General features: G+C 70.4%; 16 protein-coding genes, 1 tRNA gene and 2 pseudogenes. 8 read left to right on the forward strand and 11 right to left on the reverse strand.

Features of this window, described 5'->3' with window-relative positions; translation table 11 throughout:
* The first annotated feature begins 79 nt into the window (after positions 1-79).
* The 5 genes from OG432_RS21875 to OG432_RS21895 all read left to right on the forward strand — a co-directional run bounded on the left by OG432_RS21875 (position 80) and on the right by OG432_RS21895 (position 4762).
* Positions 80-388 carry a putative quinol monooxygenase gene (locus OG432_RS21875; protein ID WP_328312646.1) on the forward strand — a complete coding sequence of 103 codons (309 nt, stop codon included), beginning with the start codon at positions 80-82 and terminating at the stop codon, positions 386-388.
* Positions 385-2007, forward strand: coding sequence for an FAD-dependent monooxygenase (locus OG432_RS21880; protein WP_328312647.1), 1623 nt, complete (start codon positions 385-387; stop codon positions 2005-2007). The genes OG432_RS21875 and OG432_RS21880 overlap by 4 nt, the downstream gene beginning before the upstream one ends.
* A gap of 116 nt (positions 2008-2123) precedes the next feature.
* The gene (locus tag OG432_RS21885; protein ID WP_328312648.1) at positions 2124-2675 is read left to right on the forward strand and encodes a carboxymuconolactone decarboxylase family protein; all 552 of its coding nucleotides are present in this window, start codon (positions 2124-2126) and stop codon (positions 2673-2675) included.
* A 135-nt stretch (positions 2676-2810) separates the two neighbouring features.
* Entirely contained in the window at positions 2811-3791 is a 981-nt protein-coding gene (locus OG432_RS21890) for an aldo/keto reductase (RefSeq protein WP_328312649.1), read from the forward strand.
* 23 nt (positions 3792-3814) lie between these two features.
* A complete protein-coding gene (locus OG432_RS21895; RefSeq protein WP_328312650.1) occupies positions 3815-4762 on the forward strand; it encodes a 3-oxoacyl-ACP synthase III family protein in 948 nt (315 codons plus the stop codon).
* 88 nt (positions 4763-4850) lie between these two features.
* Here the strand turns inward: OG432_RS21895 and OG432_RS21900 are convergent, their stop codons facing one another.
* The 9 genes from OG432_RS21900 to OG432_RS21940 all read right to left on the reverse strand — a co-directional run bounded on the left by OG432_RS21900 (position 4851) and on the right by OG432_RS21940 (position 12984).
* Positions 4851-5711, reverse strand: a complete 861-nt coding sequence (locus OG432_RS21900) for a helix-turn-helix transcriptional regulator (protein ID WP_328312651.1) — start codon at positions 5709-5711, stop codon at positions 4851-4853.
* A gap of 146 nt (positions 5712-5857) precedes the next feature.
* Positions 5858-7276 carry an MFS transporter gene (locus OG432_RS21905; protein ID WP_328312652.1) on the reverse strand — a complete coding sequence of 473 codons (1419 nt, stop codon included), beginning with the start codon at positions 7274-7276 and terminating at the stop codon, positions 5858-5860.
* Positions 7277-7434: 158 nt separating this feature from the next.
* Positions 7435-7508 (reverse strand) — tRNA-Lys (locus OG432_RS21910).
* Positions 7509-7582: 74 nt separating this feature from the next.
* Positions 7583-8341 (reverse strand): IclR family transcriptional regulator, encoded by a 759-nt coding sequence (locus OG432_RS21915; RefSeq protein WP_328312653.1) that lies wholly within the window; start codon positions 8339-8341, stop codon positions 7583-7585.
* A 212-nt stretch (positions 8342-8553) separates the two neighbouring features.
* Positions 8554-9336, reverse strand: coding sequence for an amino acid ABC transporter ATP-binding protein (locus tag OG432_RS21920; protein ID WP_328312654.1), 783 nt, complete (start codon positions 9334-9336; stop codon positions 8554-8556).
* The gene (gene ehuD / locus OG432_RS21925; RefSeq protein ID WP_328312655.1) at positions 9326-9976 is read right to left on the reverse strand and encodes an ectoine/hydroxyectoine ABC transporter permease subunit EhuD; all 651 of its coding nucleotides are present in this window, start codon (positions 9974-9976) and stop codon (positions 9326-9328) included. Before ehuD ends, OG432_RS21920 begins: the two co-directional genes overlap by 11 nt.
* On the reverse strand, positions 9973-10632 hold the full coding sequence (gene ehuC, locus OG432_RS21930) for an ectoine/hydroxyectoine ABC transporter permease subunit EhuC (protein ID WP_328312656.1): 660 nt from the start codon (positions 10630-10632) through the stop codon (positions 9973-9975). Before ehuC ends, ehuD begins: the two co-directional genes overlap by 4 nt.
* A complete protein-coding gene (ehuB, locus tag OG432_RS21935; RefSeq protein WP_328312657.1) occupies positions 10629-11507 on the reverse strand; it encodes an ectoine/hydroxyectoine ABC transporter substrate-binding protein EhuB in 879 nt (292 codons plus the stop codon). The genes ehuC and ehuB overlap by 4 nt, the downstream gene beginning before the upstream one ends.
* Before the next feature lie 76 nt (positions 11508-11583).
* Positions 11584-12984 carry an amidase gene (locus tag OG432_RS21940; RefSeq protein WP_328312658.1) on the reverse strand — a complete coding sequence of 467 codons (1401 nt, stop codon included), beginning with the start codon at positions 12982-12984 and terminating at the stop codon, positions 11584-11586.
* Positions 12985-13117: 133 nt separating this feature from the next.
* Here OG432_RS21940 and OG432_RS21945 point away from each other — a divergent pair, with 133 nt between their 5' ends.
* Positions 13118-14212 (forward strand): LLM class flavin-dependent oxidoreductase, encoded by a 1095-nt coding sequence (locus OG432_RS21945; protein ID WP_328312659.1) that lies wholly within the window; start codon positions 13118-13120, stop codon positions 14210-14212.
* Between the two features lie 210 nt (positions 14213-14422).
* Here the strand turns inward: OG432_RS21945 and OG432_RS34950 are convergent.
* Positions 14423-15202 (reverse strand): annotated as a pseudogene (locus tag OG432_RS34950) (MFS transporter); the annotation flags it as partial.
* 2 nt (positions 15203-15204) lie between these two features.
* On the opposite strand from OG432_RS34950, the pseudogene OG432_RS21955 reads away from it, so the two are divergent.
* Positions 15205-15348, forward strand: a pseudogene (locus OG432_RS21955) (PadR family transcriptional regulator); the annotation flags it as partial.
* A 338-nt stretch (positions 15349-15686) separates the two neighbouring features.
* Positions 15687-17393 carry a glycosyl hydrolase family 18 protein gene (locus OG432_RS21960; protein WP_328312661.1) on the forward strand — a complete coding sequence of 569 codons (1707 nt, stop codon included), beginning with the start codon at positions 15687-15689 and terminating at the stop codon, positions 17391-17393.
* 109 nt (positions 17394-17502) lie between these two features.
* Here the strand turns inward: OG432_RS21960 and OG432_RS21965 are convergent, their stop codons facing one another.
* Positions 17503-19410, reverse strand: coding sequence for a putative bifunctional diguanylate cyclase/phosphodiesterase (locus OG432_RS21965; protein ID WP_328312662.1), 1908 nt, complete (start codon positions 19408-19410; stop codon positions 17503-17505).
* Positions 19411-19519 lie beyond the last annotated feature (109 nt).

Raw genomic sequence — 19519 nt, forward strand, 5'->3', positions numbered from 1 at the left:
GGCACGCCCCGCACCATGCGTCGGCCCGCCACGTCCGCCGCCCCACCCGCCGACCGACCCTCGAAGGAAACCCATCCCCATGACCCTTCAGATCACCGTCCTGTTCGACGTCCTGCCCGACCGGATCGACTCCATCGCACCGGCCTTCGCCGAACTCGCCGAGCACACCCGCCGCGAAGCGGGCGCCCTGCGCTTCGACGCGTTCCTCTCGGAGAGCCGCGAGAACACCGTCGTGCTGATCGAGGAGTGGACCGACCAGGACGCCATCGACCAGCACATGAAGCAGCCCTATACCCAGGACTTCCTCGACCGGTCCACCGGCGCCTTCGCCCGGCCCGCCGAGGTCCACCGGATGCGTCTGCTCGACGGGGCCGGAGCCGGCCGGTGAGCGAGCGGACGCCACGGGTCCTCGTCGTCGGCGCCGGGCCCGTCGGCCTGGTGCTCGCCGCCGAACTGCTGCGCCACGACGTCCAGGTCGACCTGATCTCCAAGACCCGCCGCGAGAGCCCGCACTCACGGGCCACCATCCTGTGGCCGCGGATCCTGGAACTCCTCGACCGCATCGGAGTGGCCCGCAAACTGGTCGAGGACGGGCACTACTTCGACCAGATGAACTACTACTCCAACAAGAAGATGATCGGGCGCGTCCGCTTCGACCGGCTGCGCGGCGTGGGCTATCCCTTCGCCATCACCATCCCGCAGTGGCGCACCGAGGCGATCCTCGAGTCGCATCTGACCTCGCTCGGCGGCACCGTCCACTACGACCGCACGCTCGTCGGCGGCACCCAGCTGCCGGCCGGCGTCGCATGCGAGGTACGGGGCCCCGACGGCGAGGTCACCCACCAGGTCTACGACTGGGTGGTGGGCACCGACGGCTACAACAGCACCGTCCGTGAGGTGTTCGGTTTCGAGTTCGCCGGCCGTACGATGCGCACCCGGCTCGCCATCACCGACGCCGAGATCGTCGGCGAAGTCACCAGCAGCGAGGCCGCGTACTACCTGACGAGGACCGGGAACATGGTCCTCGCGCCGCTCGGCGGCGGGATCTTCCGCGTCGGCGCCAGCGTGCCCGACGGCTATCACGGCGACACCCCGGACCGCTCCTTCTTCGAACGCCTCCTGGCCCAACGGGTCCCAGGACAAAGGAGATTGGGCGAGATGAAGTTCAGCGGGATCTTCACCGCGCACGTCCGCTCGGCCGGTACCTACCGGCGCGGCCGGGTCTTCCTCGCCGGGGACTCCGCGCACGCCATGAGCCCGTCCGGGGCGCAGGGCCTGAACACCGGCATCCAGGACGCCGTCAACCTCGGCTGGAAGCTGGCCGGCGTCGCCGCGGGCCGCTACCGGTCCGAGCTGCTCGACAGTTACGACCCCGAGCGCCGCCCCGCGGTCGAGGAGGTGGCCGGGCTCTCCACGCGCCTCGCGCGGGTCGGCCTGTACTCCAAGCTCCATCAGACCGTGGCGCGGGACGCCGCCTACCGGCTCGGCTCCACCACCCAGCTCTTGGAGAACGTGCTGGCACCGCGGCTCGCCCAGCTCGACACCCACTACGGTGCGCGGCCGAGGCGCCGCTCGCTCACCGTGGGCGAACGGCTGCCGCTCGGCTGGCGCGCGTCGGACATCACGCCGGTGCTCGCCGTCGACCAGTTCACCGTGCTGCTGTGGCCGGGCCAGGAGTACCGCCACGAGCGGTGGACCGCGGCCGTGGAACGGCTGCGCCGGGGCGTGAGCGGCGTCGCCGTGCGCGACCTCGGCGGCCGCCCGCCGGGACCGCTCCTCGCGAAGCTCGGCAAGCGGGCGACGGCCCTGGTCGTACGCCCCGACGGCCACCTGGACGCCCTCGTGGACCTCGACGAGAACGCCCCCGACGCCAACGTGCGTGCGGTGAAAGGCCGGTTGGCCCGCCACCTCACCACCGCCGCGGCCGGTGTCACCGCGGCGGGTACCACCGCGACCCCCGCCGCCGCGACCACCGCGGACGACGCGGTCGTGAACGCCCCCGCCTGACCCGGCGCCGGCCCCCGACTCGACCCGTTCGACCCGTTCGACCCGTGGCAGCGCCCCTGCTCGCCACCCGTCGACCCATCCGTCACCCCGTACCGACTCCCAGCAAGGAACCCGACATGACCAGCCGCGTCACCCTCACCGAAGTCGCCGACATGACGCCCGAGCAGCAGGCCGTCTACGAGAAGTTCCAGTCGAACCTGACCCGCGCCCTCCTGCTGACCAAGGGGTCGGCGGCGCCCCACCTCGCCCTCGGCGGGTCCTTCACCGTGGGGCTGCTCAGCCTGCTCGACCGGGAAGTGATCGTGCTCCGCGTCGCGAAGCTGCGGGACAGCGAGTTCGAGCGGCTCCTGCACTACCCGCTCGCCCTGAAGGCGGGGCTGAGCGAGGCCGAGATCCACGCCATCGAGGAGGGGCTCTTCGACGAACTGCCGCCGTCCCGCGCGGCGCTCGTCCGCTACGTCGACGACCTGATGCTCCTGCACAAGGCCGGCGAGGAAGCGTACTGGGCGCTGCGCGAGCACTACTCGCAGAACGAGATCGCCGAGGTGACCCACCTCGCCGGACACAGCGCGATGACGGCCATGTACCTGGCCAGCCTGGAGATCCCGCTGGACGAGGGCGTCGCCTCGTGGGGCCGGCTGACCGAGGTCCAGGGCTCGGCCGCCTGACCGGCCCCACGAAACAGGGCGGCCGGGCCCCTCCGAGCGCCCGGTCCATCTCACCCCCCGCCGGACCGGGCGCATGGCCCGGCCGCCCGACCCGCCGGCGACGGCGACAGCACACGGCGCAACGGAAGGAAGAGCGTGGAGTACGCACGGCTGGGAACGTCCGGCCTGAAGGTGTCGCGGCTGGCGCTGGGATGCATGAGCTACGGCGAGCCCGGCCGCGGCACCCACCCGTGGTCGCTGCCGGAGGAGGAGAGCCTTCCGTTCATCGCGCAGGCGCTCGACCTCGGCATCAACTTCTTCGACACGGCGAACATCTACTCGCTCGGCAGCAGCGAGCAGATCCTCGGCCGCGCCCTGAAGAAGCTGGCCAGGCGCGAGGACGTGGTCGTCGCGACCAAGGTGTACGAGTCCCTCGACGCGGGCCCGCGCTCGGGCGGCCTGTCCCGGGGCGCGATCATGCGGGAGGTCGACGCCAGCCTCGCTCGCCTCGGCACCGACTACATCGACCTCTACATCGTTCACCGCTGGGACTACGAGACCCCGATCGAAGAGACGATGAAGGCCCTGCACGACCTGGTGACGGCGGGCAAGGTCCGCTACATCGGGGCCTCGTCGATGCACACCTGGCAGTTCGTCAAGGCGCAGTACACCGCCGATCTGCACGGCTGGACGCGCTTCGTGAGCATGCAGAACCACTACAACCTCATCAACCGCGAGGAAGAGCGGGAGATGCTGCCGTACTGCCTCGACGAGGGGATCGGCGTGACGCCGTGGAGCCCGCTCGCCCGGGGCCGGCTCACCAGGGACTGGGACGAGACGTCCGCGCGGACCGCGGGCGACCCCATCCAGGACCGGTTCTACGGGCCGACCGAGCGGGCCGACCGCGCGGTCGCCCAGGTGGTCGCCGACATCGCCGCGGAGCGGGGCATCCCGCGGGCGCGGGTGGCGCTCGCCTGGGTGCTGCGGCGGCCCGAGGTCACCGCGCCGGTCATCGGCGCGACCAAGGAGCACCACCTGACGGACGCCGTGGCGGCCCTCGACGTGGTGCTCGACAACAGCGAACTCGCCCGCCTGGACGCGCACTACGTGCCGCACCGGGTCGTGGAATACGTATAGGTGAAGAGGTAGGTGGAGAAGCCATGGGAATAGCAGACTTCGCGATCGAGATGGCGAGCGGAAAGCGCAGCGTCGACGAGGTGGCCCGCGAGTCCGGATACGGGCTCGACAAGCTTGCCACCATTCTCCCCTCGGGGAAGTTCTCCGTGCTGGCCGGCGACGAGAGTTCCTGGAGTCTCGGCCGGGACGCCGCGAAGCGGGTCCTCGCGAGAAACGCGGTGCCGGCCGAGGAGATCGGTCTCGTCATCTACGCGGGATCCAGCGAGTGGGGCAGGCCGTTCTGGTCTCCCGCCGCGAAGATCGCCCTGGAACTGGGCATCGAGAACGCGCACTGCTACGAGCTGTCGAACTTCTGCAACGCGGGGCTCGCCGCGGTGCGGATCGCCGACAACCAGGTGAAGGCGGGCGTCCACAGGTACGCCCTCGTCATCGTCGCCGACCGCCTCAGCGAACTCGTCGACTACGGCACCGGCCACATCGAGCTGTTCAACTTCGCCGACGGCTCCGCGGCGGTGCTCGTGTCCGCCGCGTCGCGCTACGAGGTGCTGGGCTCGGCCATGCGGACCGACCCCACCTGGGTGGACTCGTACTACGGCACGATCAAGAACAACGAGGTGAAGGTCGAACGCGGCAACAAGGGCGAGGGTCTCAGCGACGCCTTCATCGACAACTTCACCTCGCTGACCCGCACGGTGCTCTCCGACATCGGCCGCTCGATGGACGAGGTCGCGTATGTCCTGGTCACCCACGGAAACCGCGACACGCACCGCCAATACCTCGACGCGCTGGGCGTCTCGTGGGACCGGAGCGTCTTCCTTTACGAGGAGGACGGACACCTGGGCGGCGTGGACCCGCTGCTCGCTCTGGAGGTTCTCGAACGCGAAGGGCGCCTCAAGACGGGGGACTTGGTGCTGATGGCGACGGCGGGATCGGGATTCACCTGGGGAGTGACCGCGGTCGAGACCGTCTGACGAACGGGAACGCGAACACGAACGCATCCCCCGCATATGAAGGTGCCCGCCCGGTCGATTCGACCGGGCGGGCACCTTCATATGCGGGTCACCGGGTGTGGACGGAATCCAGATCGACCGTGAGGAGATTCAGGGCGTCCTCGTGGGAGGAGCCCTTTTCCGCGTGGTAGAACTTCAGGATATTGCCGTCCTGGAGCTCCGCCGACTGGTACATCAACTCCAGTTCACCGACCACGGGATGGTCGAACACCTTCGTTCCCTCGGTGCAGTTGGCGACGCGTTGGCGGCCCCAGAGCTTCGCGAACTCAGCGCTCTGGATCGTGAGTTCACCGATCAGTTCCGCCAGTTGCGGGTCGTGGCGGTGGTTGGCCGCGATGAACCGCAGATAGGTGACATTGGCGAGGGATTCGGTGGACCAGTCGACGTACAGGTCGCGCACGTCCTCGTCGAGGAAGTTGAGCTTGACGATATTGGGCCGGAAATCCCCCGATTCGGGCGCGGAGAAGTCCAGGTGCGGGGCGAAGAGCCGGTGGTACAGGGGATTCCAGGAAAGAATGTCGCACCGGTAGTTGAGCACTGCCACCGCCACGTTTCCCAGCGATTCGACCAGCATCCGGGTGTAGGGGCTGACCTGGTCGAGCTTGGGGGCCGGCACGAACCGCTCCGACTTCGGCGTGCCGATCTTCAGCAGGTACTCCTCCTCGTCCGGGCTCAGTTCGAGGGCCCGGGAGATGGAGAGCAGGATCGAGGGCGAGGCGTGGGCGGTCTGTGCCTGCTCAAGGCGGGTGTAGTACGTCTGGCTCACGCCGGCGAGCGCGGCGACCTCCTCGCGCCGCAGCCCCGGCACGCGCCGCGAGCCACGGCTCACCAGGCCGATCTGCTCGGGTCGGATACGCTCCCGCATCTGCCGCAGATAGCTTCCGAGATCCGTGTTCACGTATTCGTCCACCCCTTCAGTATCACAGTAGGAATCGGCCCCGGCAACAATGGATTGCCGCCGTGGACAACCGAGTTGACGGTGCGGTCCGGGGAATGAATTCCCGGACCGCACCGCGCATGGTGTGCCGTGTGTGCGTGCGTGTTCGTTCAGCCTGCTCAGTGCCGCGCCGTGCGCCGCAGCACAAGCCACAGCAGTACGCCGCCGAGGATCAGGGCGATGGAGTCCACGGCGAGGGCGACGTGGATGCCGGACAGCTGTGTGGCGACGCCGGCGTCACCGTCCCCGATGACCGCGGTGAACACCGCGCTGAGCAGCGGGATGCCGATCGCGATGCCGACCTGCTGGCTCTGCGTGGCCATTCCGGTCGCCATGCCCTGCTGTTCGGTGTCGACGGCCGACGTGGAGATCACCATGAAGGCCAGCATCGCCAGCATCGAGAAGATGGCATTCACGAACTGGGTGGCGATGAGCGGAAGCAGCCAGTGGGATTCGGCCGACATCCAGATGGCGGGCAGCATGAACGCGCCCTGGCCGACCAGTGCGATGCCGAGAAGCGCGCGCGGCGACGTCTTGGCGAGGACCCGGGGGCCGATCGTTCCGCCGAGGATCTGGCCGACGCCGATACCGAGCAGGACGAGTCCGGCGGCGAGGGAGGAGTAGCCGAGCACGTTCTGTACGTAAAGGCCGGTGAAGAAGATGAGCGCGGTTTCGCCGCCGAAGATGAACAGCGCGGCGATGTTTCCGAAGGCAATGTCGGGCTTGCGCAGGATGCGGACCGGAACCAGGGCGTCGGCGGTGCGGCTCTCGACGGTCCAGAACACGACGAGCAGCACCGCGGCCGCGATGAGCGAGGCGGCGGAAAGGGCGTCCATGCCGGACTCGGCGGCCCGCGTGATGCCGTAGATCAGGGTGAAGAGGCCGGCGGTGATGAGCAGGGCGCCGGGGGCGTCGAGCTTGCTCTTGCGTTCGGCCTTGCTTTCGGCGACGACGATCGGCACGACGATGATGGCGGCGACGGCGACCGGAATGTTGATGAAGAAGGCCCAGCGCCAGGAGAGCGTGTCCGTGAGAACACCGCCGAGAATCGACCCGACGGTGAATCCGGAACTCATCATGACGCCGTTGAGGCCCAGCGCCTTGGTGCGCAGCTCCGGCTCGGTGAACGCGGTGGTGAGCATCGCGAGGGCGGCCGGGGTGACCGCCGCGGTGGCCAGGCCCTGAAGGGCGCGCGCCACCAGGAGCAGCGAGGGGGCGGTGGCGATTCCGCCGATCACCGAGGCCACGGCGAGCAGGGCCATGCCGGCGATGAAGATGCGCCGCCGTCCCAGGTAGTCACCGACCCGCCCGAACACCAGCGTGCAGCCGGCCGCGCAGAGCGCGAACACCGTGGTGATCCACTGAAGATTCCCCGCCGTGAATCCGAGGTCCACGCCGACGCGGGGGAGCGCGACATTGAGTACGGAGAAGTCGGCGGCCATCATGAACTGCGAAGCGAGAAGCACCAGGAGCACGGCGACCTGCCGCCCGGTCATCCGCACCGACTGCTTGGGTACCGCCGCTGTAATCGTTGTCATGCGACCAGGCTGGTGCGAGCGCGAAAGGTTAGCCAGATCCCAGTGGTGGACAGCCCCGGCGAGAGTAGTCCTGCCAGTGACAGGTTCGCGGAGGGGCCGGACGCCGGACCGGGAACACGAAGAAGCCCCCCGCTTGCGCGAGGGGCTTCTTCCGTCTGTGCGCCGCCAGGGACTCGAACCCCGGACCCGCTGATTAAGAGTCAGCTGCTCTAACCAACTGAGCTAGCGGCGCGTGCTGACAGAGAAAATACTACCTGGTCCCGCGGGGTGCTGATGACCACCCGGGGGCGGGGCGCGCCGGGGGTGTCAGATGGCCAGGGAGAGCACTACGGGGGCGGCCCGGCGGTTGAGGGTGTCGGCCGCGGCGCGCAGCCGGTGGGCGTGCTCGATCGGCAGCGACAGGGCCAGGCAGCCGACGGCCGAGCCCGCGGTGAGGGGGACCGCCGCGCAGACCGTGCCGACCGCGTACTCCTGGAGGTCGAGGACCGGGACGGTGGCCGGCTGGCTGTCGAGCTTGGAGAACAGGACCTTCTCGCTGGTGATCGTGCGCGAGGTGAGCCGGGCGATCTTGTGGCGCGAGAGGTGGTCGCGGCGGCCGTTCCGGTCGAGCTGGGTCAGCAGGCACTTGCCGACCGCGCTGGCGTGGGCCGCCGACTTGAAGTCGACCCATTCGTTCACCTTGGGCGCGCGCGGACCGTCCGCGTACTGGGTGATCTTGACCTCGCCGTCGATGTAGCGGCTGATGTAGACCGCCGCGCCCACCGAGTCGCGCAGCGACATCAGGGTGTCCTGCAGCTTGATCTCCAGGGCCTCCTTGCGGGCGGCGCCCGAGCCGAGGAGCACCATCGAGTCGCCGATGACGTAGGCGCCGTCGGTCACCTGCTCGACGTAGCCCTCGCGCCGCAGCATGAGCAGCATGGAGGTCAGATGGGCGGTGGGCAGACCCGTCTCGCGCGCGATCTGGACATCGGTGACGCCCCCGCCGTGCCTGGAGATCGCCTCCAGGACCCGCAGGACGTAGTGCACCGAGTGGAACGGCGCGGTCGGCTCCGGCTTCAGCGCCACGGTTTCCCCCTAGCAGGTCGAGCTGCGAAGGTGGCAGGTCTGCCCCTCCACGATAGCCGCCAAGAGCCGTTTGCGGTGGGGGTGTTGACAACATTGGTGGCGCGCGCCAGGGCTCTGTTCTGGGACGCGCCACCGTGGCATATGCCAGAGGCATGAGTGCCGGAGGGTCCGGGTGACGGGAGTGTGAGGTCAGCGCCGTGTACGGTGCGTGCTCACGCGATCGCGCCGAGGAACTCCCGCGTGCGCTCGTGCCGCGGAGCGCCGAAGATCTGCTCCGGCGGACCCGACTCGATGACCTTGCCGGCGTCGAACATCATCACCTCGTCGGAGATGTCCCGCGCGAAGCTCATCTCGTGCGTGACGCAGAGCATGGTGATGTCCGTGGTGCGGGCGATGTCGCGCAGCAGGTCGAGCACGCCGGCCACCAGCTCCGGGTCGAGCGCGGACGTCACCTCGTCCAGGAGCAGCACCTCCGGCCGCATCGCGAGGGCCCGCGCGATCGCGACCCGCTGCTGCTGGCCGCCGGAGAGCTGCGCGGGCTTGGCGTCGCGCTTCTCGCCGAGGCCCACCAGGTCGAGCAGCTCGCGCGCCCGCTGCTCGGCCTCGTCGGCGGAGAGCCCGAGCACCCGGACCGGCGCCTCGGTGATGTTGCGCAGCACGCTCATGTTGGGGAACAGGTTGAACTGCTGGAAGACCATGCCGATCTTCTTGCGGGCCTTTCTGCGCTCCTTCTCGTCCGCCGGGAACAGCCGGTTCCCGTTGACCTGGATGATGCCGGAGTCCGGGGTCTCCAGCGTCATGAGCAGCCGCAGGATCGTGGTCTTGCCGGAGCCGGACGGGCCGATCAGGGTGACGTGCTTGCCCTTGCGGGCGGTGAAGCACAGGTCGTCGAGGACGGTGTTGTCACCGAAGCTCTTGGTGACGTTCTCGAAGCGGATCAGCTCGCCGGCGCTCTGCTTCTTCACGGGCTTCTCGATCTGGGTGTCAGCGGACAAGGCGGCGCTCCAGGGCTCGTACGAACAGCGAAGCCGGATAGGCGATGAGGATGAAGGCGACGCCGACGACGGTCAGCGGCTCGGTGTACTGGAAGGTGCTCGCCCCCGCGAGGCGGGACTGCTGGAGCATCTCCAGGACGCTGATGCCGGCGAGCAGCGGCGTGTCCTTCAGCATGGAGATGACGTAGTTGCCGAGCGCCGGCGCGATGCGGCGGACGGCCTGCGGCAGGATCACCGCGAACCAGGTGCGGTGCGCGGGCAGGCTCAGCGCGGTCGCCGCCTCCCACTGGCCCTGGGGTACGGCGTCGATGCCGGCCCGGTACACCTGCGCGGTGTACGTCGAGTAATGCAGGCCGATGGCGAGGATGCCGGTGGTCAGGGCGGAGAACTTCACGCCCCACTCCGGCAGCACGAAGAACAGGAAGAACAACTGCACCAACAGCGGGGTGGTGCGGATGAACTCCGTGATCAGGTTGACCGGCCAGCGCACGAAGCGCGTCGGGGCGCGGAAGGCGAGCGCCCATACCAGGCCGAGGGTGAAGGAGATGAGGGAGCCCAACGCGAGGATCTCCAGCGTGGTGAGCACGCCGTCCCAGAAGCGCGGCATGAAGTCCCGGACGGCGGACCAGTCCCAGTTCACTTGACCGTCACCCCCAGATTGGCCTTGGTGCGGCGTTCCAGCGCCTTCATGCCGCGGGTGAGGCCGAAGGCGAGCACGAAGTAGATGACCAGCGTGACGGTGTAGATCTGCGCGCTGTCCTGCGTCGCGAGCCGCACCAGGTACGCCGCGAAGGACACGTCGCCCACGCCGAGCAGGGAGACCAGCGCGGTCCCCTTGAGCAGCTCGACCAGCAGGTTGCAGAACGGCGGGATCATCTCCGGCACCGCCTGCGGCAGCAGCACGAGACGCATCCGCTGCCAGGGCGTGAAGCTGAGCGCGATGCCCGCCTCGCGCTGGGCGGGCGCCACCGCGTTCAGGGCGCCGCGCACGATCTCGGCGCCGTACGCCCCGTAGGACAGGCCGAGCGCGAGCACCGCCGCCCACATCGGGACCAGCTGCCAGCCGGCCAGCGGCGGCAGCACGAAGAACAGCCAGAACATCAGGACCAGGGCCGAGGTGCCCCGGAAGATCTCCGTGTACGCCGCCGCGAGGAAGCGCACCAGGCGCGAGCGGTGGGTGCGCGCGATGCCCACTCCGAAGGCGACGGCGGCCGCGAGGGCGGCGCTGTAGAGGGTCAGTTGGACCGTGATCCATATGCCGGGCAGCACCCAGTGCTGCCACAGTCCCGCCGTCATCGGCACAGCTCCTTGGCGGTCAGGGTGGTCATCTCGGCCTGGGTGAACCCGAAGGGCCTCAGGATCCGGAAGAGTTCGCCGCTCCGCTTCATGCGGTGGATCTCGGCGTTGAAGGCGTCGCGCAGCGCGCCGTCGGTGGGGCGGAAGGCGAAGCCGCCGCCGTCGATCTTCTTCTTGCCGTCGACGACCGCCGCGAACGGCTGGGTGGCCTCGGCCTTGCTGCTCTTCTTCACCACTTCGCGCACGGTGAGCGCGGTGCCCGCGAACACGTCCACACGGCCGGACTCCACGGCGTTCAGGCCCGCCACCTGGTCCTGGAGGATCACGATGTCCTTCTCGGGATATCCCGCGGCGGTGGCGTAGGCGATCTCCGCGTAGCCGGTGCCGCTCGCGAACCGCGCCTTGCTGCGGACGACGTCCTCGTAGGTGTGCAGGTTCTTCGGGTTGCCCTTGCGGACGATGAAAGCGTCCAGCATCTGGTACTCGGGGTCCGCGAACAGAACCTGCGCGCAGCGCTCCTTGTTGATGTACATACCGGCCGAAACGACATCGAACTGCTGGGAGTTGAGGCCGGGGATCAGCGAGGAGAAGTCGGTGGCCACGGGTTGTACGCGGCCGATTCCGAGCCGTTTAAAAATCACCTTGGCGAGTTCGGGGGCCTCGCCGGTGAACTCGCCCTGGTCGTTGACATACCCGTAGGGGACTTCACCGGCGATGCCGAGGCGGACCGTGCCCTGCGACTTGAGCCGGGCAAGGGCGTTGCCATCAGGGACTCGGGAGCAGGCGGCGGCGCCGGTGAGGGCGACGGCGGCGGCGCCGGCGAGCAGGGTCCGCCTGGGTATGGCGGGTCTGGGGCGTGAGGTAGCTCGGGCCATGGCGGCGCGGCTACCCCTCTTCATCCGGCCCATGCCTCTTATTTTTTCGGACACCGCCCCGGCCCGCGCCCGGGGTTCACCCCATGGGGGAGCCCGGGAAGGCGGCGGCGGCCCGCAGCACCACCGCGTCGCCGTGGCGCGCGGCGATCAGCTGGAGGCCGATCGGTAGCCCGTCGGCGTCGAAGCCGACGGGGACGGTCGCCGCCGGCTGCTGGGTCAGGTTGAACGGGTAGGTGAACGGCGTCCACCCCGTCCAGCGGTTCGGTGCGGCGCTCGCCGGCGACTCCCGGCCCGCCTCGAACGCGGTGATCGGCAGGGTCGGCGTCACCAGCAGGTCGTAGCGCCGGTGGAAGCGGGCCATGCGCCGGCCGATCTCCAGGCGGGCGTCGTGCGCGGCGAGCAGGTCGAGGGCCAGGAGACGGGCGCCGCGCGCCGCGATCACGCGCAGCCCCGGGTCGAGCAACTGGCGTTGTCCCGGGCTCAGTTGGTGCACCATGCGGGCCGCCCCGGCGTCCCACAGGGTGTGGAAGACGTCGACCGGGTCGGCGAAGTCGGGGTCGGCCTCCTCCACGTACGCGCCGAGCGCGGCCAGCCGGGTCACGGCGGCCCGTACCGCGGCGGTCACCGCGGGCCGCACCGCGACCTGGCCGCCCAAGGAGGACGAGTAGCCGATGCGCAGGCCCTTGACGCCCGCCGCCGCGTCCTCGGCGAGGGCGGCGGTGTAGGAGTGGGCGGGGGGTTCGAGGGCGGTGGGGTCGCGATGGTCCGCGCCGCTGATGACATCGAGCAGCAGTGCCGCGTCCGCCGCGTCCCGGGCCATCGGGCCGACGTGGGAGAGGGTGCCGAACGAGCTCGCCGGGTGCAGGGGGACCCGGCCGTAGGTGGGCTTCAGGCCGACGACCCCGCAGAACGACGCCGGTATGCGGATCGAGCCCCCGCCGTCCGTGCCGAGCGACAGCGGCGCCGCCCCGGTCGCCACCGCCACCGCGCTGCCTCCGCTGGATCCGCCCGCGGTGCGCGCGGGGTCGTAGGGGTTGCGGGTGACGCCGGTGCGGGGGGAATCGGTGACGCCCTTCCAGCCGAACTCGGGGGTCGTGGTCTTGCCCACGAGTACCGCCCCGTGCTCGCGCAGCCGCGCGACGGCCGGCGAGTCCTCGGTCCAACTCCCCCTTTCTGAAACGGCGTTGGATCCGCGCAGGGTCGGCCCGCCCGCTTGGAGGAGCGTGTCCTTGACCGAGACGGGCACCCCGTCGAGCAGTCCCATGGGCTCGCCGGCGTGCCAGCGCCGCGTGGCGGCGTCGGCCTGGGCGAGGGCGGCCTCGGTGTCGACGCGTACGAAGGCGTTGAGGCGGGGCTGTACTTCGTCGATCCGGGCCAGCACCGCGCGGGTGGCCTCGGTGGGCGAGAAGGATCCCGCCCGGTATCCGGCGAGGAGTTGACGTGCCGTCAGGTCCGTGAGTTCGCTCGGCTCAGTCATGGGGGGTGTCGTACCCACCTTTGCTCCCGCCCACGTGGCCGGACGCCCCGGGGCCGGGCGGGAATAAAACGGAGCATGCCTCCTGTTCGGCTTGAGGAACGGGGAAGAGGTACGTGGAACGCGTACGGACGTGATGATCTGGAGGCGTGGAGCGGTGGACGTGGATGCGATGCGAGGAACGGCGCTCGGGAGCGCGCCCGTGCCCCTGTCCGTACTCGACCTGGTGACGGTGGGTGCCGGTTACACCGCACACCGTGCGCTGCGCACCAGCGTGGAGATCTCCCGGCTCGCCGAGCGGCGCGGCTACCACCGGCACTGGGTGGCCGAGCACCACTCGATGCCCGGGGTCGCCTCGTCCGCGCCGGCCGTGATCCTCGCCCACCTCGCCGCGCACACCTCGCGCATCCGGCTCGGCTCGGGCGGCGTGATGCTGCCCAACCACGCCCCGCTGGTGATCGCCGAGCAGTTCGGCACGCTGGAGGCCATGGCCCCCGGGCGCATCGACCTCGGGCTCGGCCGGGCGCCCGGCACGGACGGCGCGACGGCCGCGGCGCTGCGCCGCACCGACAGGCTGAACGAGGGCGCCGAGGACTTCCCCCAGCAGCTGGCCGAACTGACCCGCTTCCTCGACGACGACTTCCCCGACGGGCACCCCTACGCCCGCATCCACGCGGTGCCCGGTCCCGTACAGGGCCCCGCGGCCCGTCCGCCGATCTGGCTGCTCGGCTCCTCCGGCTTCAGCGCCCGCCTGGCCGGCTCGCTCGGCCTTCCGTTCGCCTTCGCGCACCACTTCTCGGCGGCCAACACCGTGCCCGCGCTCGACCTCTACCGCGACTCCTTCCGGCCCTCGGCGGCCCTGGACGCGCCCTACGCCCTGATCGGCGTCTCGGCGCTGGCCGCGGACGACGAGCGCGAGGCCAGGCGCCAGACGCTGACCAACGCGCTGTCGATGGTCCGGCTGCGCACCGGGCGCCCCGGCCTCGTCCCGACGCCCGAAGAGGCCGAAGCCCATCAATTCAGCCCGCTGGAGCGGGAGTTCGTCGACAGCTGGCTCGCCAATGTGATCTCCGGGACCGCCGATGAGGTCCGGGCGGGCCTGGACGGTCTCCAGAAGCGGACGGGGGCGGACGAGCTGATGATCACGGCGAACGCGCATGCGCCGGAGGCGAGGGTGAGGTCGTACGAGCTGATCGCCGACGCGTACGACTTGCCCGACCTGACGGCCTGACCCGCTTCCCTTCGCGGGCGGGCCCGCCCGCACCCGCCCGCGCAGGGCGATCAGTACGCCGATCAGAGAGAGCAGCACGATCGCCGCACCCACGGGAGCCAGTGCGGTCAGCGCGGCGCCGGACCCGAGCAGGCGCGAGCCGGCCCAGGAACCGGCGGCGTTGCCGAGGTTGAACGCCGAGGTGTTGGCGGCGATGACCAGGGCCGATCCGCTGCCCGCCGCGTTCAGGGCCCACGCCTGCAACGGGGGCACGAGGGCGCCCGACGCCAGGCCGATCAGGAGCACCGCCACGACCGTGGGCGCCCGGTGGCCGGCGCCCACTCCGAGGAGCAGCAGCATCGCGGCGAGGACTGCCAGCATCACGACGAGGGTGCCGCGCAGGGAGGTGTCGGCGAACCGTCCGCCGAGGGCGTTTCCCACGAAGCCGCCCGCGCCGAAGACGAACAGCATGCCGGCGCAGGCTCCTGCGCCGAAGCCGGTCACCCGGCGCAGCAGTGGCGTGATGTAGCTGTAGAGCAGGAACCAGCCGGTCTGTGAGACGACGGTGATGCCCATCGCCCACAGGACCTGGGGCCTGCCGAGCGTGCCGGTCCCGGAGCGCGGCGAGAGCGGCCGCCCGCCGCCCGGACCGCCGGGGACCAGGAAGCCGATCGCGGCGGCGCCGACGACCGCGGCGACGGCCACGGTCCAGAAGGTGGCGCGCCACCCCCAGTGTTCGCCGATGACGGTGCCGAGGGGGCCGCCGAGCACGGTGGCGAGGCCGAGGCCGCCGGCCACCCACGCGATCGCGGTCGCCTGGCGGCCGGGCGGTGAGAGCCGGATGGCCAGCAGGATGCTCACCGCGGCGAAGGTGCTGTGAGTGAGCGCGCCGAGCGTTCGGGCCGCCATGAGGGTGTCGAAGGTCGGCGCGAGAGCGCCGAGCACATTGGCCAGTGCGAAGACCGCGAGCAGGGCGAGAGCCAGCCTCTTCGGCGCCGTGCGGGCCGTCAGGACCCAGCAGTTACTTCTACGACGGTGACCGCCCGCTCGGCGCGCAGGAGGTCGACGACCCGTTCCGCAAGGGCATGCTGACCATCGCCCGAGCAACCTCCCGGGCCGAACTGGCCTGGCTGCGCGAGACGTTGAAGTCCCTGGGAGAGGCCCGCCAGCGGGTTGAGGACCCGGGGGCGGGGGGTGGGGCGAAAGGGCCGGGGTGTGGGTCACTTCGTCGATGCCGCGCGGGTAAAACCTGGTCGGTCGGCGCGGGTCTGGTCCAGCCGTCCGGAGCCGGGCCGGAGGGCTCGCATGGCCTGTCCTGGCGGGTGCGGGACGGGCCAAAGCGTCCCAACTCCGCCCCTGACGAGGGGATTCGCCAGCCAATTGGTCTAGTCCTCAATTTGGTTCAGACCATTGACGTGGCCGGTATCCGATCGCTATCACTTCCTCAACCGCTCTTCCCCGCACCCCCTCGTGCCCACCCCCCCGGAGGCCCGTCTTGCAACGCCGCAGACCCCTTGTTGCCGCCCTGAGCACCGCCGTGCTCGCCGCCGGCGCCCTGGCCGCCTTCGCGGGCCTCGGCACGGCGTCCGCCGCCGACGCCGCCCAGAGCGCCGCCGCGCCCTCGACCGGCGGCGTGAAGATCGCGTACTACGACCAGTGGAGCGTGTACGGCAACGCGTTCTACCCCAAGCACCTCGACACGCGCGGCATCGCCGGCAAGCTCGACGTCCTGAACTACTCGTTCGGCAACATCGACCCCACCAACCTCACCTGTTTCGAGGCGAACAAGGCGGCGGGCGACGACAACAACCCCAACGCCGGTGACGGCGCGGGCGATTCGTTCGCCGACTACCAGAAGTCGTTCGGGGCCGCCGACAGCGTGAGCGGCGTCGCCGACACCTGGAACCAGCCGATCGTGGGCGTCTTCAACCAGTTCAAGGAACTGAAGGCGAAGTACCCCAAGCTGAAGATCAACATTTCGATCGGCGGCTGGACGTACTCCAAGTACTTCCACGACGCGGCCCTCACCGACGCCAGCCGCAAGAAGTTCGTCTCCTCCTGCATCGACCAGTACATCGCAGGCAACCTGCCCGTCGAGGGCGGCTACGGCGGCGCCGGCGCCGCGGCCGGGATCTTCGACGGCGTCGACATCGACTGGGAGTACCCGGGCTCGCCCGACGGCCACCTCGGCAACCACTACGGCGCCGAGGACAAGGCCAACTACACCGCTCTGCTCGCCGAGTTCCGCAAGCAGCTGGACGCGTACGGCAGCGCGCACGGCGGCAAGCACTACCTCCTGACGGCGGCGCTCCCGGCCGGCCAGGACAAGATCAAGAACATCGAGACGGACAAGATCGGCGCGTCCCTCGACTACGCGAACATCATGACGTACGACATGCACGGCGCCTGGAACGCGACGGGCCCGGCCTATCACCAGTCCCCGCTGGTCTCGCCCGCCAACGACCCGACGGACGTCATCAAGCCCGGCACCCAGAAGTACTCGATCTCCAACGCGATCGACTCCTGGATCGACGGCAACCCCGCCTACGGCATAGCGGGCGGCTTCCCCGCCAACAAGATCACGCTCGGGTACGAGTTCTACTACCGCGGCTGGAAGGGCGTCCCGGCCACCAACAACGGGCTCGGCCAGAGCGCGACCGGCCCGTCCAACGCCCGGCCCACCAGCCAGGTCGCGGGCACCGCGCTCTACAAGGAGCTCGGCGGCATCGTCGACAACCCGGCGACCACCTTCTGGGACGCCGACGCGAAGGCCTCGTACTTCTACAAGGACGGCGAGTTCTTCACCGGCCTCGACAAGCAGTCCATCCAGGCCCGCGCCGACTACGCCCACCAGCGCGGTCTGGCCGGCGCGATGATGTACAGCCTGCTCGGGCTCGATGACAGGACGACCCTGCTCAACCAGATCGTGGACGCGGTCGGCTCCTCGCCCTCCTCGACCCCGGACCCGACGCCGACGGCCACCAACTCCCCGTCCCCGTCGCCGACACCGACCGCCACCACCAGCCCGTCCCCGACCCCCGGCGGCTGCACCGCCGCCGCCTGGAACAGCGCCGCGACCTACACCGGCGGCAACCAGGTCTCCTACGGCGGTCACACCTGGAAGGCCCAGTGGTGGACGAAGGGCGAGCAGCCCGGCACCACCGGACAGTGGGGCGTCTGGCAGGACCTCGGCGCCTGCTGAACCCTGCCGGACCGAAACGGCACCCGCCCCGAAACGGCACCCGCCCCGCACGACCGGCCGCCCCGTCCTCCTCCCGGAGGGCGGGGCGGCCGCGTCGCCTGGTGCGGTTTCAGACCCGCTGGGGGCTGAGGGCGATCATCTTGGCGATCCGGTCCGGCGTGACCGCGCGCGAGTACAGCCAGCCCTGGCCGGTGTCGCAGCCGATCCGGGCCAGCCGGGACGCCTGCTCGTCGGTCTCCACGCACTCGGCGGTGACGGTGAGGCCGAGCCGGTGGGCGAGCTGGACCATGGCCTCGACGATGGTCTCGTCGGCCGGGCTGGGGTGCGCGCCGCCCTCGTCGTACTGGAAGCCGCGCACGAAGGACCCGTCCAGCTTGAGGACGGAGACGGGCAGCCGGCTCAGGTAGGCGAGGTTGGAGTAGCCCGTCCCGAAGTCGTCGATGGCGATGTGCACGCCCATGTCGGAGAGCGCCTGGAGGGCCTGGAGCGGGCGGCCCGCCGAGCCCATCACCGCGGACTCCGTGAGCTCCAACTGCAGTAGTTCCGGCGGCAGTTGGGTCTCTTCGAGGATCTCCGCGACATCTGCCACCAGGTCGGAGTCCCACACCTGGCGCACCGCGACATTGACGCTGACGAAGACCGGCGGCACGCCGGGGTGCTCGATCTGCCAGCGCCTGGCCTGCCGGCACGCGGTGCGCAGCACCCAGCGGCCGAGCTGCACCACCGAGCCGTCCTCTTCGGCGATCCCGATGAACCGATTCGGCGGAAGCGTCCCGAATTGTGGGTGGTTCCAGCGCACCAGCGCCTCGACGCCGTGCACGACCCCGTCGGCCATGCCCACCAGCGGTTGGTACTCCAGCGTGAACTCGCCGCGTTCCACGGCCGGACGCAGCGTGGAGGAGAGCGCCTGCCGGGTCATGCGGTGGGCGTTGCGCTCGGGGTCGAAGAGCGTCCAGCGGGCCTTGCCGTCGGCCTTCGCCCAGTACAGCGTGGTGTCGGCGGCCTGCATCAGACCGGTCGCCGAGGTCCCGGCGCCGGCCCGCTCCACCACCCCGATCGAGGCCGACACCGAAAGGCGCTGGCCCGCCAGGTCGAACGGGCGTTGCAGCGCCTTCAGTACGGAACGGGCGAGCTCGGCCAGCTGCTCCGTACCCGTGGAGTCCTCGACCAGGACGGCGAACTCGTCGCCGCCGAGCCGCGCCACCAGGTGGCCGCCGCTGCGCGCGTACCCGGACTGGTCGGCGCACTCCGTCAGACGGGCCGCGACGGCGCCGAGCAGCCGGTCGCCCACCCGGTGGCCGAGCGTGTCGTTGACCGCCTTGAACCCGTCGAGGTCGAGGTAGCAGATCCCGATGCGGCCGGTGCCGCCGTTGTCGTACGCGGACGCTTCGAGGGCGGAGGTGAGCCGCTCGAAGAACAGGGTGCGGTTGGGCAGCCGGGTGACCGGGTCGTGCATCTGGAGGTGACGCAGGCGTGCCTGGAGTTCGCGCCGGTCGCTGATGTCCGCGATGGACAGCAGCACGCTGGAGCCGTCCGGTACGGGCGAGACGGTCACCTCGGCCCAGAGCGAGTGCCCGTCGGGGTGCTTGAGGCGGCGGGTGCAGCGGAACCGGTTGCGGGCGCCGCGCAGCACCTCGCGGTAGGCGTGCCAGGTGCGGTGGTCGGCGGCGAGGTCGACGAGGTCGGCGGCGTCCTGGTCGCGCAGCGCCGCGGGGTCGGTGCCGAGGAGCTCGGCGAGCGCGTCATTGGCCGAGACGACGACGCCCTCGCGGTCGACGACCGCCATCGCGAGGTGGGCGGCGTTGAACGCGGCGCGGTAGTCGCGCACTTCGGAGGCCGAGCGCCCCGCCGCGTGACGCTCGGCGAGTGTGGCGCGCCCGGTCCGCGGGTCGGGGTTCTGGGCGTGTTCCGCGGGGCGGTCCGCCAGGACGCCCGCGATCCGGTCCGTATGACGCTCCGTGACGGGCGGCCGGATGGTCCCGGGTGCTCGACCCGGTCCTTCGGAGGTTCCGCTCACCGCTGGCTCCCGCAGTGCATTCGAGTTGTGCAGAGGTAGTACGGAGGTGGCCGGGGTCTTCGGCCGGGTGGACGACGGCCTCAAGAGACCGCGTCCATGCTGGAAAGTG

Origin of the sequence: Streptomyces sp. NBC_00442 (assembly GCF_036014195.1) — a bacterium.
In the GTDB taxonomy this organism is placed as follows: Bacteria; Actinomycetota; Actinomycetes; order Streptomycetales; family Streptomycetaceae; genus Streptomyces.

Excerpts from the sequence above, each read along its gene's own strand:
- OG432_RS21875 (WP_328312646.1), top strand. The coding sequence starts at position 80 with ATGACCCTTCAGATCACCGTCCTGTTCGACGTCCTGCCCGACCGGATC.
- OG432_RS21885 (WP_328312648.1), top strand. The coding sequence starts at position 2,124 with ATGACCAGCCGCGTCACCCTCACCGAAGTCGCCGACATGACGCCCGAG.
- OG432_RS21895 (WP_328312650.1), top strand. The coding sequence starts at position 3,815 with ATGGGAATAGCAGACTTCGCGATCGAGATGGCGAGCGGAAAGCGCAGC.
- OG432_RS21905 (WP_328312652.1), bottom strand. The coding sequence starts at position 7,276 with ATGACAACGATTACAGCGGCGGTACCCAAGCAGTCGGTGCGGATGACC.
- ehuC (WP_328312656.1), bottom strand. The coding sequence starts at position 10,632 with ATGACGGCGGGACTGTGGCAGCACTGGGTGCTGCCCGGCATATGGATC.
- ehuB (WP_328312657.1), bottom strand. The coding sequence starts at position 11,507 with ATGGCCCGAGCTACCTCACGCCCCAGACCCGCCATACCCAGGCGGACC.
- OG432_RS21940 (WP_328312658.1), bottom strand. The coding sequence starts at position 12,984 with ATGACTGAGCCGAGCGAACTCACGGACCTGACGGCACGTCAACTCCTC.
- OG432_RS21945 (WP_328312659.1), top strand. The coding sequence starts at position 13,118 with ATGATCTGGAGGCGTGGAGCGGTGGACGTGGATGCGATGCGAGGAACG.